Here is a 19873-nt window from a genome sequence, read left to right on the forward strand (position 1 = left end):
GTTCTTTTCACCTTTTTGCCCTGCATTAACTTCATGTTTTCTCCCGGCTCCGCGCCATTGTCCCGATGAGATCTCACGCTTTAGTCATACTAATAAAGCAATGAACGTTCAGTTTCGCCAGTCAGAATTGACTTAAATATCCACATTACGCCTAACAAGTGACCGGAATCACAATTTGATAACAAACTAAGCATTTCTTATTTGTCCGACTTTTAATTTCATTTACCTCTTCTACGCTTGCTCAATACATAACCAAAAACATCTCACCCTACAAACGAGAGAGTCACGACAATGGATATCAACGTTCTGGTCATGATCGGTTACTTCGTCTTAATGATTGCCATCAGTTATGCGTTCAAAAAGATGGCATCCGGCTCGTCCAGCCACTATTTTCGCGGCGGCGGGCGAATGCTCTGGTGGATGGTCGGCGCGACCGCCTTTATGATCCAGTTCAGCGCCTGGACGTTTACCGGTGCGGCCGGACAGGCTTACCGCTACGGGTTCAATGTCGTCAGCGTGTTCGCCGGTAACGTGTTCGGCTATCTGGTCGCCTGGTGGTGGTTTGCCGCCCGCTTCCGTCAGTTACGGGTTGATACTGCCACAGAGGCGATTAACCATCGCTTTGGCAAAGGTAACGAACAATTTTTCACCTGGATGATTATCCCGCTGAGTATCCTCAGTGCGGGCGTGTGGCTGAACAGTCTGGCCGTGTTTGCCAGTGCAGTATTCCAGCATGACATTACGCTGACATTATGGGTGACGGGCATCGTGGTGCTGGTGATTTCGCTGCTGAGCGGCGCGTGGGGCGTGGTGGCGAGTGACTTTGTGCAGACGCTGGTAGTGGCGATTATCTCCATTGCCTGCGCGGTGGTGGCGTTGTTTAAAGTCGGTGGCCCGGTGAAGCTGGTGACAGAATTCCCTTCCGGCTTCTTTACCGGCCCGGATGTCGGCCCGCATTATATTTCGCTGCTGGTAGCCTGCTTCCTGTTCTTCTTTATCAAGAACGTACAGAGCATCAATAACCTGCAAGATTCCTACCGTTTCCTGAATGCCAAAGACAGTTTTAATGCCAAAAAAGCGGCGTTGTTTGCGCTGGTACTGATGCTGGTGGGCACGATTATCTGGTTCATCCCGCCGTGGGCGGTGGCGATCCTTTATCCTGACGCGGCTACGGCACATCCGGAACTGGGCAAAAACGCCACCGATGCGGTGTATCTGATTTTCGCTGAACGCGCGATGCCAGTGGGCACCGTCGGTCTGCTGATGGCTGGCTTGTTCGCCGCAACAATGTCTTCGATGGACTGCGCGCTGAACCGCAACTCGGGGATTTTCGTGCGCAGCTTCTGGACGCCGATCATTAATCGTAACAGCGAGCGCAGCGATAAATACCAGCTGCGCGTGGGCCAGATTGCCTGCGTGGTGAATGGCGTGCTGGTCATTTTGGTGGCGCAATACATGCACACCATGCAGACCGTCAGCCTGTTCGACCTGATGATGAAAGTCGGCACGCTGATGCAGGCACCCATTGTCGTGCCCCTGTTCCTCGGCGTTTTTATCCGTAAAACCCCTGACTGGGCGGCGTGGGTCACCGTGTTGTTTGGTTTATGCGTGTCTTACGTGGTCGCGAACCTGTTCACCGCGCCGGACGTCGCCCGTCTGCTGGGCATCACACTGACCAAACGCGAACTGCTGGACGTCGCCATCATGTGGAACATTTTTGCCCATCTGGTGTTTACCGGCGGCTTCTTCTGCCTGACGACGCTGTTTTATCGCGAGAACGCCTCGGCGAGAAATACCCAGCGTCAGCAATTCTTCACCGATATGGAAACGCCGGTCTATGCCGACCATGAACAGGATGAGTTTGACCGGTTACAGCGCGATAAAATCGGCCGCATTTCGATGTACATGGGTGCGGGTTTACTGCTGATGGTGCTGGTGCCGAATCCGCTGTGGGGACGTATTTTATTCCTGTTGTGCGCCCTGTCCATTCTGCTTTTCGGCTGGATTTTACACCGCAGCGCGGAGAAAGGAATGAAAGCGGCACAGGCTGAAAAAGCGTTGAAGAGGAATGTGACGACGTCACAGAGATAGCGCAAGTTACCCGCGATACCGATCATAAAAAACCCGCTTTATCAGCGGGTTTTAATGTCAGACAAAAAAGAGAGCACCGGATTTACTTCGGAAGTTCTGTTACCTGTTTCACTTCAGTTTTGCTGATCTGCTGTTTCACACCGTTTGCATCGGTGTATTCCAGCAAGCCGGAATCGGCTTCTTTTGGTTTGCCGTCACTGATGATGGTTCGCGCATCATTCGTCTGGATGGCATAACTTGTGCGTGTACAGCCCGACAGCGCAGCGACACATAACACAGCTGCTAAGGGTAAAAGTAATGTCCTATTCATGATCTTCATGATCTTCTCCTTTCGTTATACGTTTCCGGATAAATCAGTTATCCAGTTCGCTCATGTTTTTAACCTGATCGCGATTAATCTGCTCGGTCTTACCGGTTTCCGCATTGGTATAGGACACCAGACCTGTATCGTCATCTACCTGAGGTTTTCCGTCCGTCACGATGGTTTTTCCGTCCGTCGTTTTAATAGCCTGGTTCGATGCACAGCCCGCCACAAACAAAATTGAAACGGCGGCCAGCGATGCGGCGATTAGGTTATTCCTCTTCATACATTTCCTCCTGAAAGGGTTCTGACTTAACAATTAGCTTAGTAAGTATAGTCACTCTTTCGGGAGGCCTTGAAAAATAGGACAAACGGAAGTTTTTTGACTGTTTTATCAGCGACCTTTAAGGCGCTCGATGGCCAGTTGCAGCGCATCATTAGGCTCGCCAATGGCATCAACCGCCTCTTCCTGAGCGCGACCCAGCCATAATGCCAGTCGCTCACGGCTAATTTCCTGGCCGTTTTGCGCAAACATCAGACAGCACTCACCCACCATACGGCAGGCTTCCTCAAAGGCCATTTTTGAATTTTCCACCGCCACTCCCTTCAACACCCAAAAAAAGACACACATTGTTTAACGGCAGAGTCAGGAAAAAGTTGCCCTTTTTTACCCAACCTTTACCATAATGCTTTCTGAGTTGTTGTTTACGGATGAGTACCCATTCCCCCCTCTGATGACTGACAACTGTCCCGATTCAGCTAAAAACCGCTTAAGAATATTCTGCATTAGTATCCATTATTCCTAAAAATACCTGTACAACTTTGTGCATCTTGTATAACTTTATAGTCACACAAGTAATCATTAACTACGCACACATTAACAAGAGGATATGTCATGCGTCAGAACAAGCACGATGGATTGTCTCCGGAGACCTCCCCTTCTTTATATGGTCAGGGTTTTTCTAAAGAGGAAACAATGGGACGCGTTGTGGTTGAAATTCTGGAAGCAGGCAAGAACCTTAATCGCAAGGCGTTGTGTTCAAAACTGTTGAATCGTGTTGAATCCGCTGGCAGCGAAGAAGAGGAAAAGCACTATATGAAGCTAATCCGTCTGGTTCTTGAGCGTGACTCATGATTTGTTGAGATTTAAGTAAAGATTGGCTTCATAGAATTTCGGTTTGACATATTATGCGGGCTTGATTAATTCATAGCCTACCAATACTTTATTCCCGATGTTGTTGTTCCTGGTGGTTTGAAGTAATAACTCTGAACCTGAAGCTAATCTGCCCAAGACCTTTGGTCAGCGTATATTCAGAGGCTGATAATATGTATAGAAGTAATGAAGAAAAGTTAACGGACAAGCTGATTGGTGAGGCAGTAATATCCTTACTTAAATCTAAAAGTCCAATTTCAATCGACAGACTCATTAAGCAGTTACAGTTTATGGCTGTAAATGCTGAGAACTTAACTCGAAAAAGCGCCCTGGAGCAGATCATAAATGAGATGCGCCACGATCAGGCTGATAAGCGTGCGCGTGTCAGTTATGAAGTACGGGACGTCGACAATGTACGACACTTTTTCAATACTGAAGGGCCGTCCGATGACCAGAAAAAACATTGATACATCAAACGAGTGTGCCGTGAGCCACAATGACTCGATGGTATCAAACTCATCTCAGTCGATGACAGACGCAGTCAATCAAACAGGGATTTTTCAACAATTTTCTAAAGTGAGCGAACTCTACTCCAGTGAAGCCGAAGTTCTGGGTGCCGCAATTCGTCTGATTCTGGCGAAGAAAGGTACGGTGACCCATAAAGCCATCATCATGCATCTGATCAATCAGCTTGAAACCACATCAGATGTCGTGCAACTGGATATTCTGCGCGGCGCACTGGAAATGGTCGTGGGCATGACGCCCGATGATGCCGGGTTCTGATCCCTAAACAAGGGTCTGCTCTATTATTCGCTTCGCGCTCAGTCTTAGTAGTCACAGACGGGCGCGGAATCTTTCAAATAACCGGTTCTGAAGAACAAACGCGGAGGGTATTAAAATGCAAGATGTGTCTTATACTCATGTAACATTGGCTGATTATATTCTGGCAGAAGACCCTGAACTTTTGGTTGAAAACGAAACGGTCATCCGTCTTTATCAAAACTTAAAAAAACAAAAAGAAGTAGTTACTCATAAAGATATTATTCTTTGTCTGATTCAGAAGATTGAGCAGGAAAGTGATTCAGGTAAGCAGGATGTCTACCTGGAAGCACTTGAATATGTCGTCTACCGCACACCTGATGATGATATTTTATAAATTAACAGCAACGTATTATGAAATGAGCCCGGCAAATATCATTTGCCGGGCTCATTCATTTATAACTTATGCGCTGCTGACAAGTTCTCAGAGAGCCTGATTGCCCGACTGGTATTCATAGGTGACTTCCGGCCAGGTAATTACCGGCGTCCCCTTCAGTCTTGGCTCAGCAAACAATTCGCCCTGGAAATTACACACTCCTGCCGCATCCAGCCACATCCACTCTTCTGGTTTTTCAACACCTGTTGCGATGACTGAGACTTCTAACGAAGAGCAGAATCTGATAATTGCCTGAACGACGGCCTGTTTAGGTCCGCTGGTATGGATGTCACAAATCATATTGCGATCAATCATAATTTTATCTGGCTGGCATTGAGTCAGCAGCAGCAATCCGGCGGAACCTGCCCCGAAATCGTCAATTGCCAGACGCATTCCTGAAGCTTTCAGCTGTTTCATCGCGTTAGAAAACTTGTCTTCACGGGTTATGACGCCGTTCTCGGTGATGGCCACCACAATCTGTTCAGGAACCAGGCCACTCGCGGTGATGTCATTAACCAGAGACTCCACAGCATCTGGCACCATCACCAGTGTCATAGGCAAAAGCTTGATAGAAAGCGTTTTGTCGCTGATCCCCATTTTCTGCGCCATGGCAAAAGCCAGCTTTTTGGATTTGAGATCTGCCTCGTAGATTGTTGTTCCGGACAGCCGGGAGTAATACTCCATCGCTGAACCGCCTTCCGGCCCGCGTATTGTCGCTTCATAAGAGATTATCTCGCGACTGAGCGGATCGACTATCGGCTGGAATGCAAAATTGTAGTCCTGCATTTCAGGAAAGATAAATTCTACTTCTGGTTTCAGGGACTCATCAGCGATGAAAGACCAGGAATCCGCCGGAAGGATTTCGAGATAATTTTCCTTCTCACGAGCCTGCACAAAGGTACATAAAAATTGCAGCGCCCTGTCTTCGTAAGTGAGCTGATATTTAGACGTTCCTTTATCAAGCACTGCCTGAAGCACCTCATCTTCGTGATGATGTCTGAGGTCAAAAAGCTCCATACCGACATTGCCGAAACGGCGTGACTGCGCATAGTCGCGCATCAGAACCACCACGTTGTGATGCCGCTGATCTTTACAAATCTCACTGTAAAGGGCATCCACTGCCTCTTCCGCCCCTTCCAGCAGCTGGAAGAAGTGCATCCCGTCAAAAAGCAGGATCCCGGTAATGCCTAAAAGTTCGTTGTTTACTTTGGCTTGCGACACCATTTCGACCAGTGAACCAGACTGTACATGTTCACTAATGTGGCTGCGGTAAACGAGGGTTAAAAGCATCGGGCTGTTCCAAAAGGATCTGGTTAAGACCATCAGGGTAGCAGAAATTTTGTGTATGGAAATATCCGAACAGATCATTTTACCTTATGTTTCAGGGTAAAATTGGCGGCAAAGCCCTTCAAAGCTAGCAATTTTAAGGATGGGGAAGATTTGTAAATCTCACTTTATTTGACCGGCAAATATTTGGCCTTTCTTTTGCTGCTACCTGATGCCCCTATTTTGCCCCTGAAAGCGTGCTTTGGAAGCATGGCAACTCACCAATACTAAATTTCTGAAAATAAGAAATGATAGTGTCCATCTCTCCAGCTATGGCAACGGGTGACAACACGCAAGATAACCATATGGAAACCGTAGAAGTACGCTACGAAAAAATAACGTGGAAGCATAACGATGGCAATATCATCTATGCTGATTCATGGGATGACCGCCAGACTGCATAAGAAAAGGGGCTAAGGCCTCTTAGTCATATAGCCAACGACCCGCCTTTGCTGATTCGATAATCATACCTAGCGTCAGCGTCTTGAATTGACGTTCTTGCCATTCCTTTTTGAGCTTAAACTGCCACCAGTAAAACTCCGGCATGAAGTAGTCATCTATGTTGAAATTGCTATGCTCAATGCCGTATCGCGTGAACAAATCAAACAACATTTCCTCCAATTCTTCCTGGAAGAAATTAAAGTGTTCTTCAAATGTCCAATCCTTCTGTGCCGGTTTATCACGTTCGCCATATGTATTGGTGACGTAATCTAAGAGTTCTTGCTCGTCAGGCTTTAGCATTAGAAATATGTCCACGCTATACGATGCTCCGGCCTTGATATCAGGTTGTATTTATCCCTGGTATCTTTTGCGACCAGGCTTACGATAACTATCGCCTGCGCGTAGCCAATAAAAGGCACCGCCCTACCCACTACCGCACCTATTTTGCTTGTAACGCGAGTACGTCCCCTCACATTAGTTGAAAATTTAATTCCAAAGGGAAAATGTGCGTTTTTAAAAATTCTGCGAGCCAATTTCGACGCAATGCTCCTTCGAGAAACCTTTGAACCCAGCACTACACGCTTTTTAAGTATCGGTTGCCCAGCAAGAATCGTCGCCGCTGTTTCTACTGAAACTCCAAGATGGTCCGCCAAACTTTCTGCGAATATTAGCCAAAATAGCTCTTCTCTGGTGACATTAGCGTGTCCGTGATAAAAGTACGTGCCATTAAGCTCTTCGGTAGTATCCATTCTCAATATCCTTTTGATTGGAAGGGTTTTAGAATACTGCTGCATTAATAAGCAGGCAATATGTCCCGTCACGTTAATCACTATGTCTATACTTAAAATCTCGCAACGGAGGGAATTTTATGTGTGGACGCTTCACACAGTACGAGCCACGCTCGCATTACATCGAAGTTCTGGCGCCAGATAATGAATTTTCCAGCGGTATTAATGACATGCCCATTGAGCGCTACAACATAATATTTTTCCATCGTGAATATGGGCTGACTGAAACACAAAATCTGCACTTTCTTTTCATGCCGCGCCCGGCGAAAGAAGAGCAAAAACCTTGGTACTCACTTTCCCCGTCGGAGCACGCTGGAATGCTGCAATAAAACGCGCTGACTTTTTGCGTCTTAATCCGTATCATACGCGCCACACGTACGCGTGCCGGATGCTGACTGCGGGAGCGAAACCGCCTTTTATCATCGGCCAGCGGGAGCATGAACGCGACCCGACCGGCATGCTGAACAAGAAACTCGCGTGGCAGGTTTCCCTGCTTCGCCACCAGACGAATTGAACATCAAAAAATGTCAGATACTCAGTCAGTTAACAAGAAAGAGCAGTACAACCTCAATAAGCTGCAAAAGCGCCTGCGTCGTGACGTAGGGAAAGCGATCGCCGATTTCGGCATGATCGAAGAAGGCGATCGCATTATGGTGTGTCTTTCCGGCGGGAAGGACAGCTACACCATGCTGGAAATTTTGCGCAATCTGCAACAAAGCGCGCCGGTGAATTTCTCACTTATCGCGGTTAATCTGGATCAGAAGCAACCAGGCTTCCCGGCGCACATCCTGCCGGAATATCTGGAAACGCTGGGCGTGGAATACAAGATTGTCACTGAAGACACCTATTCCATCGTTAAGGATAAAATTCCGGAAGGCAAAACGACCTGTTCTCTGTGCTCACGTCTGCGTCGCGGGATTTTGTACCGCACCGCCACCGAACTGGGCTGTACCAAAATTGCACTCGGCCATCACCGCGATGACATTCTGCAAACCCTGTTCCTCAATATGTTCTATGGCGGCAAGCTGAAAGGCATGCCACCAAAACTGATGAGTGATGACGGCAAACACATCGTGATCCGCCCGCTGTCGTACTGCCGCGAGAAAGATATCGAGCGTTTCGCGATTGCGCGCGAGTACCCGATCATCCCATGTAACTTGTGCGGTTCGCAGCCAAACCTGCAACGTCAGGTTATCGGCGACATGCTCAAAGACTGGGATAAAAAATATCCGGGACGCATCGAAACCATGTTCAGCGCGATGCAAAACGTGGTGCCTTCCCATCTTAATGACATGAATCTTTTTGATTTCAAAGGAATTAAACACGGTGGTGAAGTGATTTACGGCGGGGATCTGGCCTTTGATCGCGAAGATATTCCGATGCAGCCTGTCGGCTGGCAGCCGGAGGACGATGAAACCGTTGCGCCGGTTGAACGTCTGAATGTGTTAGAAATTAAATAATTTCCTCGTCTGCGCTTTGCATCTCGTAAGCCCGCTTAAAAGCGGGCTTTTCTATTTTCAGGTTCTAAGACCAGAGCTTCAGGTTTTCAGGCCAGCGTAAAAGTATCAGTCCAGTTGTAGTTGGTCATGACCAGTTTCACCGGCAGACTGAGTGAACCAAAGTTTTTGTTCTGGTTCTGCAGGAAGAATTCCCGCAAAGACGACGGTAAATATTGCGCACCGTATCGCATCAGCGTGCTGTGCCAGAAGATTTGGGGGATCTCGGTATTTGGGAACCGCTCACGTATTTTACCCGCCCATTGCGTGCTGAGAAGGTGTTCCACCAGTGCCAGACGGACTCGCAAACTTTCCTCATCCGGAAATCCCGCCAGCAGCAACTGATCCGGCAATGCAATCAGTCGCAAATCGCTGATACGCATAATATGTCCACGACAATACTGATTGAAAATCTCAGTCAGTTCGCCAGCATTTTCCGCATCTTCAGGGCGGTCGTACAGCGCCTGCGTCACAGCAAAGAAAGTAAAATGCATACCGTCCGGCGGTGCAACATCCGCCAACACATCGCCCTGCGCCGCCGCTGTGATATCCGCCAGTAATCCGCTCATCGACGGGCCTGAGCGGTTGCCGCTGGTGATAGCCAGACGGTGCGGATGATAAAAAGGTTTCGTTCTCACCGCGCCCGTTTCCGGATGCTCGCTCCATATAGTCAGCGTTTTACTGTTGGTATTTTGATATGCCTGATGGATCATTTCCCGGGTATGCAAAGCAAATTCCTGTTTTGTCCCAAAGTGAGCGCAATACGGCGAAAGTGCCTGATGATGCCCTTCACAGAGGAGAAACCTCAAAAAGATTGAGCGAAATCAACATTAGAATCGCGGAATCGGTGCAATATCTATTTCGCAGGTGAATGCAACGTCAAGCGATGGGCGTTGTGCTCCATATTGTCTTATTTCCAAATTTTTAGAATTAATGCATAGCACAATTTAATTCGAACGACGCCGGTCTTATGACCGGCTTTTTTTTGCTTTTTTTCAGCCAGTTAGCGCTTTATAACCAGCGACTTTTCTTCATCCACAACGCTACGCCACCGCCCAATGCCACCAGACAGGCGCAGAAAATCCCGAAACCAAAGGGTGACGTGTTTCCCGGAATGCCGCCTAAGTTAACGCCAAACAGGCCGGTCAGGAATGTCGCGGGCAGGAAAACCATCGCCAGCAAAGACATGGTGTAGGTGCGGCGGTTCAGGGAGTCAGCCATCAGTGAGCTGATTTCATCCGACAACACCGCCGTGCGCGCAATGCTGGCATCAAGATCATCCAGCCCGCGCCCCAGACGGTCGGAGATTTCCTGCATCAGACGGCGGTCATCGTCATTCATCCACGGCAGACGTTCACTGGCAAGACGGGAAAACACATCGCGTTGCGGCGCCATATAGCGTCGCAAAACGATCAGTTGTTTACGCAGCAGCGCCATCTGACCGCGCTCCGGCACCTGCTGTTCCATCAGGTCATCTTCGATATCGATGATTTTATCGTGCAAATCTTCGATAAAATTACTGGTCTGATCGGTCAGCGCATCGCAAATCTCAACCAGCCAGCGTCCGGTATTCTTAGGCCCGCTGCCGGATTTCATATCACCAATCATTTCCTCCATCGAAAACACCTTACGGTGACGGGTGGAGACGATCATTTTATCGGTGAGATAAACGCGAATAGTGACCAGCTGATCGGGGCGCGAATCCGCATTGAGATTGATGCTGCGCAAGGTGATTAGCGTCCCTTCGCCCACGCGCACTACTTTTGGACGCACGCTGTCACCGGCCAGCGCCTGACGGACGGTATCGGGCAGCACCGGCGTGTTATTAATCCACTGTTCACTGGCGGGCAGCGTGTAATCCAGATGCAGCCAGCAGGGTTTTTCTTCGCTGGCGACGCACTGCGGGCTGATATTATTCACCCCGCCCTGACCGTCCATCTGCAAAGCGTAGACCGCATCTGAAACCTGTAATTCTTTTCCCTTAATAACTTCCACGACATTCCTCGCTTTTTCTGCGTTATCTTTTTAAGTCTAGCGTTAAGTGACTGAAATTCAAAAAGTCAGTTCAGGTGAAATTCACTCTCCTGAAACATTGCAAGATCATGCCACCGGATTTGGAAAAAAGTGTTAAGGCTAATAGGTTTAGTGTTTCGTGATATAGCAGAATATTTCTATCCGCCCGGCGCCTGCATTTCTGCCAGTTCCGGCATCACACTGCGCATCATTTCAAGAAATTTACGTAACCGGGCCGGATAATAGCTGGAATACGGATACACCAGATACACAGGCAATGGCAATGCGTTCCAGCCGGGCAATACGCGCTGCAAACGCCCTGCTTCAAGGTCTTCTTTCACCACCCATGCGGAGACAATACCCGCCCCCAGTCCGGATAGCGCGGCCTTACGCACCGCGTATAAACTGTCCGTCGCCAGACGCGGCACGATGGGACAACTTTCCATATGTCCGTCATTATCACGACGCAGCGTAACGTCGTTACGATAAAAAGTACTCAGGGAAATCCAGGGTAAGTCTTTTAGCTCACTGAACTGTCTGACCGGATGTTGCTGCAATAATTCCGGAGTCGCGACCACAATGCGCGGAACTTCCGCCAGCAGGATGGCCACCATAGAAGGATCCGGCACATTCCCGACCTGGATCGCACAATCAATATCTTCAGCGATAAAATCCGGCGTGCGGTCGTTGAGCATCCAGTCCACCGAAAGATTCGGATAACGCTGCAAATAACGGGTTAACGGTGCGATAAGCTGATCCTGTCCGAACGCGTGCGGCGCACGTACCCGCAAAATGCCGACCGGTTCATCCCCTGCACCGCTCAGTTGATCTTCCAGCGCTGCCCAGCGCTCCAGCACGAGTTTTGCCTGTTCATAGCAGCGCTCACCGTCGTCGGTAAGTTTCATGGCGTGCGTGGTGCGCAGAATAAGCTTCGCGCCAAGCAGGCGTTCGAGTGATTGCAAACGGCGGCTGACCGTCGGCTGGCTGGTGCTCAGTTGTACGGCGGCGGCGGAAAGGCTGCCGCTTTCGACAATGCGCACAAAAGTTTGCATCAGGTCGATACGATCAATGCCGCTGGTGACGGTCGCCGGAATAGATGTGTTCATACGCCTCACGTATAACTGTTTTACCTTTATGCAGGCTACCACTTATAACCAGTTCCGTGAAGAATGCTTTCAGCGCGCACCACCTCACAAACTCATTCATCAGGAAATTACGTTATGTCAGAACTCACCAGTACATCAGACGTTAGCGGCTCAGCACTTTCCGGCAAGATCATATTTACTCTGGCTGCCGGTGCCGGACTGAGCGTCGCTTCGATTTATTACAGTCAGCCGATGCTGGGGATCATGGGTGGCAATCTGAACGCCAGCACCACATCAGTCGGTTTGATCCCGACGCTGACACAGGCCGGTTATGCGCTGGGCATTTTGTTTCTCATTCCCCTGGGCGACCGTCATGACCGCCGCACGATTATCCTGCTGAAAAGTATTTTACTGGCTGTCGCCCTGCTGCTTTGCGGGTTTGTGCCGGGTATTCACGGGCTGCTGGTGGCGAGTCTGGTCACCGGCATTGGCGCAACCATGGCGCAGGATATCGTCCCCGCCTCAGCGCACCTTGCGCCACCCGCGCAGCGCGGTAAAACCGTCGGTACGGTGATGACCGGTCTGCTGGTCGGGATCCTGCTCTCGCGGGTATTGAGCGGTTTTGTCGCCGAGTATTTTGGCTGGCGGGTGATGTATCAGCTGGCGGCACTCAGCGTGGCACTGATTGGCGTGGCACTGTGGCGGGTTCTGCCGCGTTTCACACCGGATACGCGCATCAGTTATGCCGGTCTGTTGCATTCGATGTTTGGCCTGTGGAAGAACTACAAAACGCTGCGCCATGCGGCACTGGCTCAGGGTTTGCTATCGGTGGCATTCAGTGCCTTCTGGTCCACGCTGGCGATTATGCTGAATGAACAGTTCCATCTGGGCAGCGCAGTAGCCGGTGCGTTCGGACTGGCGGGCGCTGCCGGTGCATTAGCGGCGCCACTGGCCGGTGCGTTAGCTGATAAGAAAGGCCCTGCACGTGTGACTCAGATGGGTTCCGCGCTGGTGATGATGTCTTTCGCAGCGATGTTCCTGCTGCCACTGTTGTCGCCACACGCTCAGCTGGCGCTGATTGTGCTGAGCGCTGTCGGTTTTGACTTAGGTATTCAGGCCACGCTGGTTGCGCATCAGACACTGGTCTACGGCCTTGAACCGGCGGCACGTGGCAGACTGAACGCCCTGCTGTTCACCGTAGTGTTTATCGGTATGTCAGCGGGCGCGGCGCTCGGCAGTAAAGCGCTGGAAGCCGGCGGCTGGTCAGGCGTGGTGCTGCTGGCGACCGTCGCCGCGGGTGCCGCGTTACTGGTTCGTCTGATCAGCCGCAAAAGCTGAGCAGTGAGATAAAATAAAAGCGCCCGCTGTTATGTGCAGCGGGCGCTTTTTATGACGGAAATTTACCCTGACTTTAACCCTGACTTTTACCCCGGAAATCTGTCAGTGCTTCAGGATGTACATTTCCTGACTGTAAGCGACGTCTTCCGGATTGGTGATCGGGTATCCTTTCACCCACGGTTTAATCAGGCGCCCGTTGGTGTACTGATAAATCGGCGCAATCGGCGCTTCTGTGGCGATGATCTGCTCGGCTTTATTGTAATCGTCATTTCGGCGTGCTTCGCTGGTTTCACGACTGGCATCGGCAATGACTTTGTCGTAATCCGCACTGCTGAATTTGCTGATATTGCCGTTGTGCGTGGAGGTCAGCAGTGACAGAAACGTCGAGGCTTCGTTGTAATCTCCGACCCATGAAGCGCGAATGACATCAAAATTGCCGGTATTACGGCTGTCGATATACGTTTTCCATTCCTGATTCACCAGCTTCACGTCCGCACCCAGCGTCTTTTTCCACATTGATGCGACGGCGATGGCAATCTTCTGATGGCTTTCAGACGTGTTGTACAGCAGCGTCAGATGCAACGGTTTTGACGGGCCATAACCTGCCGCCGCCAGCAGGCTTTTTGCCTGTGCATTCAGCTCATCCTGCGAATACTGTTGCAGCTCACTTTCGGCCGGTTTGAAACCACTGGTGACGTCGGGGGTAAAACGCCACGCCGGTTTTTCGCCGGTGCCCAGTACTTTTTCCGCGATGATTTTACGGTCAATACTCAGGGAAAGCGCCTTGCGAACACGCGCGTCGTCTGTCGGTGCGCGCTTCGTGTTGAAAGCGTAATAGTAAGTGCCAAGCTGATATGGCGTGTAAACCTGGCCCGGTAAATCATGCATCAGCTTTTTGTACTGGTCTTTTGGGAAGGATTCGGTGATATCAATATCGTTGGCCAGATAACGCTTGGTCGCGTTGGATTCTTTGTTGATCGGCACGAAAGTGACTTTGGTCAGCACGGTGTGCGCGTGATCCCAGTAATGCGGATTGGGCTCCAGCACCAGTTTTTCGTTCACCACGCGGTCTTTCAGCACATACGCGCCGTTACCGACCAGATTGCCCGGTTTGGTCCAGTCATCGCCAAACTTTTCTACCGTAGCTTTATGCACAGGGAACAGGCTGAAGTTCGCCAGCAGGCTGACAAAATACGGTACGGGTTTATCCAGCGTGACACGTAAAAGCGTCGGGCTGACGGCGGTCACGCCCAGTTTATCCACCGGCATTTTTCCGGCGATGATGGCATCGGCGTTAGAAATTCCGGCCAGCGCAGCGAACCAGGCACCGGTCGCTGAACCTTTAGGATCGACCAGACGCTGCCAGCTGTAGACGAAATCCTGCGCCGTGACCGGATCACCGTTCGACCATTTGGCATCTTTGCGCAGGGTGAAAAGGAAGACCTGGTTGTTCTGGTTTTGCCAGCTTTCGGCGACGCCCGGAATACTTTTACCGGTTGCGTCCTGATTTACCAGCCCTTCGAACAAATCGCGGGCGACCTGCGCCTCAGGTAAACCCACCACTTTGGCAGGATCAAGCGACGCGGGTTCGTCTTTAATGTGACGGACAATTTCCTGTTTTGCGGCGAGTTGGGTACCGGCGGGAACCTGAGCGGCGTTAGCTTGACCGAAAGTCAGCGCCACCAGCGCAGCGCATACGGAATAAGATAAAAGCGGAAATGATTTTCCCTGCGGCATAAATTCTCCTGAACGGACAAAGGGCTGCGCCCTGAAACATTCAGGAGTTTTATCATTACCTGCCGTAATCCCCTATAAGAAATCATTACAGATTTGCCTTCGCGCACAAAACCGCATCATCTGGGGATAAAATTCAGGCAGAACCAGCAATATCAATGCCGCCGCAATGAAATTTCAGTGCGGGTTCGACATCCTGCGCCAGCCAGGTCGGGCCATCGAGATCGACAAATTTTGCACCAGCGGTCAGCGGAAGTGCCGCGCGAATCGCGCGCGAAGTGCACAACATGCAGCCAAGCATGATATCGAATCCCGTTTCACGCGCCGCCTGCGCCAGCTGAAGTGCGCCAGTCAGACCGCCCGTTTTGTCCAGCTTAATGTTGATCATGTCATAACGATTTTTCAGGGCAGGCAAACCCTCCACGGTATGACAGCTTTCATCAGCACAAATCGGCAGAGGATGGATGAAGTTTTCCAGCGCGGAATCTTCACCTGCCGGAAGTGGCTGTTCGAGCATCAGAATGCCCAGATCGGCCAGCAACTGACAACGTGCCGCGAGTCCGTCGCTTTGCCAGGCTTCGTTAGCATCGACAATTAACGAAGCATTCGGAACGGCGGCGCGAACAGCCACCAGACGTTCGGCGATCAGACGATCGTCGAGTTTTATTTTCAGCAAAGTTGCGCCCTGCTTTTGCAGCGCCAGCGCGGCTTGTGCCATTGCTTCCGGCGTGCCAATGCTCACAGTCTGCGCCATGCTGATTGAAGCCAGGGGTTCTGTAGCAGTCAGTTGCCATAAATTCAGGCCGCGGGTCTGAGATTCCAGATTCCACAGCGCGCAGTCGAGCGCGTTTCTCGCAGCGCCTGCTGGCAGCAAATGTTGCAGCTGTTCGCGACTGGCGCCCCGCTCAATGGCTGTTATCACGCTGGCGATTTGTGCCATCACGGAGCTTTCGCTTTCGTCATAACGCGGATACGGCGTGCATTCGCCAATGCCGCGAATACCATTTTCTTCGATTTCAACTGCCACAACGCGGGCTTCGGTGCGGGTTCCGCGGGAGATCACAAACGGCGTATGTAACGGCCAGGCTTCCGGATAAAAGCGAACACTTCTCATAGCGTCTCCAATAGTGAAATGCGCCTTGCGGGATACAATCAATAGATACAAGTAATTAACAAATATTCTATATCCAACATAGCATTGTTACCCTAAACTGAAAGCCGTTTGACTCCAATGGACATAGGAAATAATCATGACCCAGACAGTACACTTTCAGAGCAACCCGGTAACCGTTGCGGGCAAAACCCCACAAAAAGGCGACGTCGCCAAGCCTTTCAGCCTGGTCGCAAAAGACCTTTCTGATGTCAGCCTGAGCAGCTTCGCAGGCAAACGTAAAGTCCTGAACATTTTCCCGAGCATTGATACCGGCGTCTGCGCCACCTCCGTGCGTAAATTCAACCAGCTGGCGGGTGAAATCGAGAACACAGTCGTGCTGTGCATCTCTTCTGATCTGCCATTCGCGCAGTCGCGTTTCTGCGGTGCGGAAGGCCTGTCTAACGTTGTTACGCTGTCTACACTGCGTGGCGGTGATTTCAAATCTGACTACGGCGTGGGTATCACCGATGGCGCATTGTCTGGTCTGACTGCCCGTGCGGTTGTGGTTCTGGATGGTCAGGACAACGTGCTGTACAGCGAACTGGTGAACGAAATCACCACTGAACCTGATTATGAATCTGCGCTGGCTGTGCTGAAGTAATTTCTGCTTTCACAGGCAACCGATGAAAAAAAAGCAACGGCGCTATCCGTTGCTTTTTTATTGGGCGCAGTTTCTGAGAAGAAAATTACTCTTCGCTTTCGCCCGTTTCACCGCGACGGCTGCTGAGCCCGTATTCCCGCAGTTTATTAGCGATGGCCGTATGCGATACGCCCAGACGCTTCGCCAGTTTACGCGTACTCGGATAAGTGCGGTAAAGACGGGTCAGCACGGAACGTTCGAAACGTTTGCTGATATCGTCGAGTGAACCGTTCAGCGCTTCTTCACCAATCGTCACTTCTGCGTCAAAGTCCGGCAGAACGATATCCTGCGGTCGCAGTTCGCCGCCTTCCAGCTGCGTCAGTGCGCGGTAAATCGCATTTTTGAGCTGACGGACGTTGCCCGGCCAGCCGTAATGCGTCAGGTAATTCCCCAGCTGGGACGACAGTTTTGGCCGCGGCATTCCCTGCTCATCGGAGAAACGCGCCACAAACAGTTCGGTCAGCGGCATCACATCAGCAGGACGCTCGCGCAGCGGCGGCAGCGTCAGGCTCAGCACGTTCAGGCGGTAATACAAATCTTCCCTGAACTCGCCACGCTGCACCAGTTCCACCAGGTTTTTCTGGGTGGCGCACATTACGCGAACATCTACTTTCACTTCATGCTCTTCGCCCACACGGCGGAACGTGCCGTCATTGAGGAAGCGCAGCAGTTTAATCTGCATTCTCGGTGACATTTCACCAATTTCATCCAGCAGCACCGAACCGCCATTAGCCTGTTCGAAGAAGCCTTTTTTACCTTCCAGTGCATTCGGATAGGCACCGGCGGCATAGCCAAACAATTCGCTTTCCACCACGTCATCTGGCAGCGACGCACAGTTAAGGCCAAGGAATGGCTTTTTACCGCGTGCGCTGCGCACATGACAGGCGTGAGCCAGCAAATCTTTACCGGTGCCGGTATCGCCGACAATCAGCAGCGGCGCGTCCAGCATCGCGAGTTTGCGCGCCTGATCCAGTACATGACGCATTTTGGTGCTGACCGCGACGATGTGGTCGAATTCACTGTCGTCGTTAACCGTTAAGTCCTGCAACTGACGGCCCATGCGGGCAGCTGATTTGAGCATCACCACTGCTCCGGCAATTCCGCCTTTACCATCCTCATCGTCTATATGGATAGGCGTGAGATCCATCAGGAAATCCTGGCTGCGGATCACAATACGTTCTGAGTGCGGCTGTGCATTTTCGCTTTCCAGCCAGCGCGTGACGTTGTAACCGGTGATCAGGTTCGCCGCCGTCACGTTGCGGATTTTATCTTCATCGAGTTCAAATAAAGCCATCGCAGCCGGGTTGGCCTGCTCGACTTTGCCCTTCATATCAATAGAAAAAACCGGTTCAGGCATGGAAACCAGTAAAGCGCGTAATGCCCGATGTTCGCGTTCGGAAGGCATGAACGTGACGGTGCGGACATCCGTCACGCCTTCGATACGGCGAATTTCAGCCATCAGGGCGCGAAAAGTGTCAAAATCCAGTTGGGAAAAATTCAGGTAAATGCGGCCAATCGAGGCAATCTCGATACCACGTAAATCAATACTGCGTAAAACCAGTAAATCGAGGAGTTCACGGGTGAGACCCAGGCGGTCTTCGCAAAAAACTTCCAGACGCATCAGTGTTGACCTTTTTCTGCCGGTGCGGAAATCGCTACAGGCATAATACTCTTTCATGTACACGGGAAGAAGAGACTGTCACGAAAAGTTGACAAAATAATTCTCCGAATGAAATCCATTTGCCATAAATTTCAGGCAGACGTTGTGCTTTTACAGACGTTTATTCTGGCTGTTGAAACCTGATTGTGATTCATCGCGATTTCGCCATTACGCCCTTTTTCTGCTACTATCGCGCTTCTGATTTCATCGCCAAATGGTTCCCGACTATGAAGTTCGTCTCCTTTAATATCAATGGATTACGCGCCCGCCCGCATCAGCTTGCGGCAATTATCGAACAACACCAGCCTGACGTGATCGGTTTGCAGGAAACCAAAGTCCATGACGACATGTTCCCGCTGGAGGATGTCAGTCAGTACGGTTATCACGTGTTTTATCACGGCCAGAAAGGCCATTACGGCGTTGCCATGCTCACGAAGCAGGAACCGGTGGCTGTACGCCGTGGTTTCCCGGGTGATGACGAAGAGTCTCAGCGCCGTATCATCATGACCGACATCCAAACGCCACAGGGCATTCTGACCGTGATCAACGGTTACTTCCCGCAGGGCGAAAGTCGCGACCATCCGACCAAGTTCCCGGCCAAAGAGAAGTTTTATCGCGATTTGCAGGATTACCTGACCACCAGTTTGTCCGTGAATAATCCGGTAGTGGTGATGGGTGACGTGAATATCAGCCCGACCGATCTGGATATCGGTATCGGTGAAGACAGCCGTAAACGCTGGTTGCGCACCGGCAAATGTTCTTTCCTGCCGGAAGAGCGTGAATGGATGGAACGCCTGAAAGGCTGGGGTCTGATTGACACTTTCCGCGCCGCGAACCCTGAAACTGCCGATAAATTCTCATGGTTTGATTACCGTTCACGCGGCTTCGATGAGAACCGTGGTCTGCGTATAGATCTTATCATGGCGAGTACGCCGCTGGCGGCACGTTGCACTGAGACTGGCATCGATTACGACATTCGCGGCATGGAAAAGCCGTCTGACCATGCGCCAATCTGGGCGACGTTTGACCTGAAATAATGACCATGAAGATGATTGACGTGGTCGCCGCCCTGATTGAGTGCGAGGGCAAATTGCTGCTCGCCCGTCGGGATGCGTCCAGCGATCAGGCTGGTTTATGGGAATTCCCCGGCGGGAAAGTGGAAACCGGAGAAAGTCAGCCCTCTGCTCTAGTGCGCGAGTTGCAGGAAGAATTGGGTATCAAGGCCACGGTGGAAGAATTCATCGCCACCAGCGAATCACAGCAACCCGCCAGGCTGATTCGTTTGCACGGCTGGCGGGTCAGCGGATTTACTGGGACGATTACGTTACAGTGTCACTCTAAAATTCATTGGGTCGCGCCCGACGACGTGCTGTCGTTTGATCTGGCACCTGCGGATATTCCGTTGATCGAGGCGTATCTGGCGAAATTCGCCGTGTAGCTGTATCAACCCTTCAAACAA

At 50.9% G+C, this 19873-nt stretch carries 22 protein-coding genes and 2 pseudogenes; 12 read left to right on the top strand and 12 right to left on the bottom strand.

The features are described from left to right. Nucleotides 1-291: 291 nt before the first annotated feature. Nucleotides 292-2091 carry a sodium:solute symporter family transporter gene (locus ACJY2G_RS16230; protein WP_439291933.1) on the top strand — a complete coding sequence of 600 codons (1800 nt, stop codon included), beginning with the start codon at nucleotides 292-294 and terminating at the stop codon, nucleotides 2089-2091. Between the two features lie 82 nt (nucleotides 2092-2173). On the opposite strand, the gene ACJY2G_RS16235 is transcribed toward ACJY2G_RS16230, so the two are convergent. From ACJY2G_RS16235 to ACJY2G_RS16245, 3 genes are all read right to left on the bottom strand, one after another. Continuing rightward, nucleotides 2174-2401, bottom strand: a complete 228-nt coding sequence (locus tag ACJY2G_RS16235) for a YgdI/YgdR family lipoprotein (protein WP_112290154.1) — start codon at nucleotides 2399-2401, stop codon at nucleotides 2174-2176. A gap of 43 nt (nucleotides 2402-2444) precedes the next feature. After that, entirely contained in the window at nucleotides 2445-2678 is a 234-nt protein-coding gene (locus ACJY2G_RS16240; RefSeq protein WP_120162870.1) for a YgdI/YgdR family lipoprotein, read from the bottom strand. 108 nt (nucleotides 2679-2786) lie between these two features. After that, a complete protein-coding gene (locus ACJY2G_RS16245; protein ID WP_232829945.1) occupies nucleotides 2787-2987 on the bottom strand; it encodes a hypothetical protein in 201 nt (66 codons plus the stop codon). A 300-nt stretch (nucleotides 2988-3287) separates the two neighbouring features. Between ACJY2G_RS16245 and ycgZ the strand changes: the two genes are divergently transcribed. The 4 genes from ycgZ to ACJY2G_RS16265 all read left to right on the top strand — a co-directional run bounded on the left by ycgZ (nucleotide 3288) and on the right by ACJY2G_RS16265 (nucleotide 4701). Then, nucleotides 3288-3527 (top strand): regulatory protein YcgZ, encoded by a 240-nt coding sequence (ycgZ, locus tag ACJY2G_RS16250; protein ID WP_120162869.1) that lies wholly within the window; start codon nucleotides 3288-3290, stop codon nucleotides 3525-3527. Nucleotides 3528-3718: 191 nt separating this feature from the next. Then, a complete protein-coding gene (locus tag ACJY2G_RS16255; RefSeq protein ID WP_112290113.1) occupies nucleotides 3719-4012 on the top strand; it encodes a hypothetical protein in 294 nt (97 codons plus the stop codon). A 19-nt stretch (nucleotides 4013-4031) separates the two neighbouring features. Continuing rightward, the gene (locus ACJY2G_RS16260) at nucleotides 4032-4328 is read left to right on the top strand and encodes a biofilm/acid-resistance regulator YmgB/AriR (protein ID WP_259275053.1); all 297 of its coding nucleotides are present in this window, start codon (nucleotides 4032-4034) and stop codon (nucleotides 4326-4328) included. Between the two features lie 115 nt (nucleotides 4329-4443). Beyond that, the gene (locus tag ACJY2G_RS16265) at nucleotides 4444-4701 is read left to right on the top strand and encodes a biofilm development regulator YmgB/AriR family protein (protein ID WP_439291934.1); all 258 of its coding nucleotides are present in this window, start codon (nucleotides 4444-4446) and stop codon (nucleotides 4699-4701) included. A gap of 87 nt (nucleotides 4702-4788) precedes the next feature. On the opposite strand, the gene ACJY2G_RS16270 is transcribed toward ACJY2G_RS16265, so the two are convergent. Beyond that, the gene (locus tag ACJY2G_RS16270; protein WP_120162892.1) at nucleotides 4789-6030 is read right to left on the bottom strand and encodes a diguanylate phosphodiesterase; all 1242 of its coding nucleotides are present in this window, start codon (nucleotides 6028-6030) and stop codon (nucleotides 4789-4791) included. Between the two features lie 287 nt (nucleotides 6031-6317). Between ACJY2G_RS16270 and ACJY2G_RS16275 the strand changes: the two are divergent. Next, nucleotides 6318-6470: pseudogene (locus tag ACJY2G_RS16275) on the top strand (type VI secretion system tube protein Hcp); the annotation flags it as partial. A gap of 19 nt (nucleotides 6471-6489) precedes the next feature. On the opposite strand, the gene ACJY2G_RS16280 reads toward ACJY2G_RS16275, so the two are convergent. Next, nucleotides 6490-6807 carry a DUF1493 family protein gene (locus tag ACJY2G_RS16280; RefSeq protein WP_430320554.1) on the bottom strand — a complete coding sequence of 106 codons (318 nt, stop codon included), beginning with the start codon at nucleotides 6805-6807 and terminating at the stop codon, nucleotides 6490-6492. Next, nucleotides 6807-7256, bottom strand: coding sequence for an STM2901 family protein (locus ACJY2G_RS16285; protein WP_430320555.1), 450 nt, complete (start codon nucleotides 7254-7256; stop codon nucleotides 6807-6809). The genes ACJY2G_RS16280 and ACJY2G_RS16285 overlap by 1 nt, the downstream gene beginning before the upstream one ends. A gap of 230 nt (nucleotides 7257-7486) precedes the next feature. Here ACJY2G_RS16285 and ACJY2G_RS16290 point away from each other — a divergent pair. Further along, a pseudogene (locus ACJY2G_RS16290) lies at nucleotides 7487-7737 on the top strand (site-specific integrase); the annotation flags it as partial. Between the two features lie 82 nt (nucleotides 7738-7819). After that, nucleotides 7820-8755 carry a tRNA 2-thiocytidine(32) synthetase TtcA gene (gene ttcA / locus ACJY2G_RS16295; RefSeq protein WP_430320556.1) on the top strand — a complete coding sequence of 312 codons (936 nt, stop codon included), beginning with the start codon at nucleotides 7820-7822 and terminating at the stop codon, nucleotides 8753-8755. Nucleotides 8756-8841: 86 nt separating this feature from the next. Here the strand turns inward: ttcA and ACJY2G_RS16300 are convergent, their stop codons facing one another. The 3 genes from ACJY2G_RS16300 to ACJY2G_RS16310 form a co-directional block, all read right to left on the bottom strand. Further along, complete coding sequence (locus ACJY2G_RS16300) at nucleotides 8842-9519, bottom strand: hypothetical protein (RefSeq protein WP_430320557.1); 678 nt, start codon at nucleotides 9517-9519, stop codon at nucleotides 8842-8844. A gap of 283 nt (nucleotides 9520-9802) precedes the next feature. After that, the gene (zntB, locus tag ACJY2G_RS16305) at nucleotides 9803-10786 is read right to left on the bottom strand and encodes a zinc transporter ZntB (protein WP_120162866.1); all 984 of its coding nucleotides are present in this window, start codon (nucleotides 10784-10786) and stop codon (nucleotides 9803-9805) included. Between the two features lie 176 nt (nucleotides 10787-10962). Beyond that, a complete protein-coding gene (locus tag ACJY2G_RS16310) occupies nucleotides 10963-11910 on the bottom strand; it encodes a LysR family transcriptional regulator (protein ID WP_430320558.1) in 948 nt (315 codons plus the stop codon). 114 nt (nucleotides 11911-12024) lie between these two features. On the opposite strand from ACJY2G_RS16310, the gene ACJY2G_RS16315 reads away from it, so the two are divergent. After that, the gene (locus ACJY2G_RS16315; RefSeq protein WP_120162864.1) at nucleotides 12025-13227 is read left to right on the top strand and encodes an MFS transporter; all 1203 of its coding nucleotides are present in this window, start codon (nucleotides 12025-12027) and stop codon (nucleotides 13225-13227) included. A 102-nt stretch (nucleotides 13228-13329) separates the two neighbouring features. On the opposite strand, the gene ACJY2G_RS16320 is transcribed toward ACJY2G_RS16315, so the two are convergent. Both ACJY2G_RS16320 and ycjG read right to left on the bottom strand, forming a co-directional pair. Beyond that, the gene (locus ACJY2G_RS16320; protein WP_430320559.1) at nucleotides 13330-14964 is read right to left on the bottom strand and encodes an ABC transporter substrate-binding protein; all 1635 of its coding nucleotides are present in this window, start codon (nucleotides 14962-14964) and stop codon (nucleotides 13330-13332) included. Between the two features lie 133 nt (nucleotides 14965-15097). After that, nucleotides 15098-16075 carry an L-Ala-D/L-Glu epimerase gene (gene ycjG / locus ACJY2G_RS16325; RefSeq protein WP_112288480.1) on the bottom strand — a complete coding sequence of 326 codons (978 nt, stop codon included), beginning with the start codon at nucleotides 16073-16075 and terminating at the stop codon, nucleotides 15098-15100. 136 nt (nucleotides 16076-16211) lie between these two features. On the opposite strand from ycjG, the gene tpx reads away from it, so the two are divergent. After that, the gene (gene tpx / locus ACJY2G_RS16330) at nucleotides 16212-16715 is read left to right on the top strand and encodes a thiol peroxidase (RefSeq protein WP_430320560.1); all 504 of its coding nucleotides are present in this window, start codon (nucleotides 16212-16214) and stop codon (nucleotides 16713-16715) included. Between the two features lie 85 nt (nucleotides 16716-16800). Here the strand turns inward: tpx and tyrR are convergent, their stop codons facing one another. Next, a complete protein-coding gene (gene tyrR / locus ACJY2G_RS16335; RefSeq protein WP_430320561.1) occupies nucleotides 16801-18375 on the bottom strand; it encodes a transcriptional regulator TyrR in 1575 nt (524 codons plus the stop codon). Nucleotides 18376-18641: 266 nt separating this feature from the next. On the opposite strand from tyrR, the gene xthA reads away from it, so the two are divergent. Both xthA and ACJY2G_RS16345 read left to right on the top strand, forming a co-directional pair. After that, nucleotides 18642-19451 carry an exodeoxyribonuclease III gene (gene xthA, locus ACJY2G_RS16340; RefSeq protein WP_120162860.1) on the top strand — a complete coding sequence of 270 codons (810 nt, stop codon included), beginning with the start codon at nucleotides 18642-18644 and terminating at the stop codon, nucleotides 19449-19451. After that, nucleotides 19451-19852: a pyrimidine (deoxy)nucleoside triphosphate diphosphatase gene (locus tag ACJY2G_RS16345; protein ID WP_430320562.1), complete on the top strand. Its 402-nt coding sequence runs from the start codon at nucleotides 19451-19453 to the stop codon at nucleotides 19850-19852. The genes xthA and ACJY2G_RS16345 overlap by 1 nt, the downstream gene beginning before the upstream one ends. The last annotated feature ends 21 nt before the right edge of the window (nucleotides 19853-19873 follow it).

This window comes from Rahnella sp. ATs2 (assembly GCF_051851855.1).
GTDB classification, from domain to species: domain Bacteria; phylum Pseudomonadota; class Gammaproteobacteria; order Enterobacterales; family Enterobacteriaceae; genus Rahnella; species Rahnella variigena.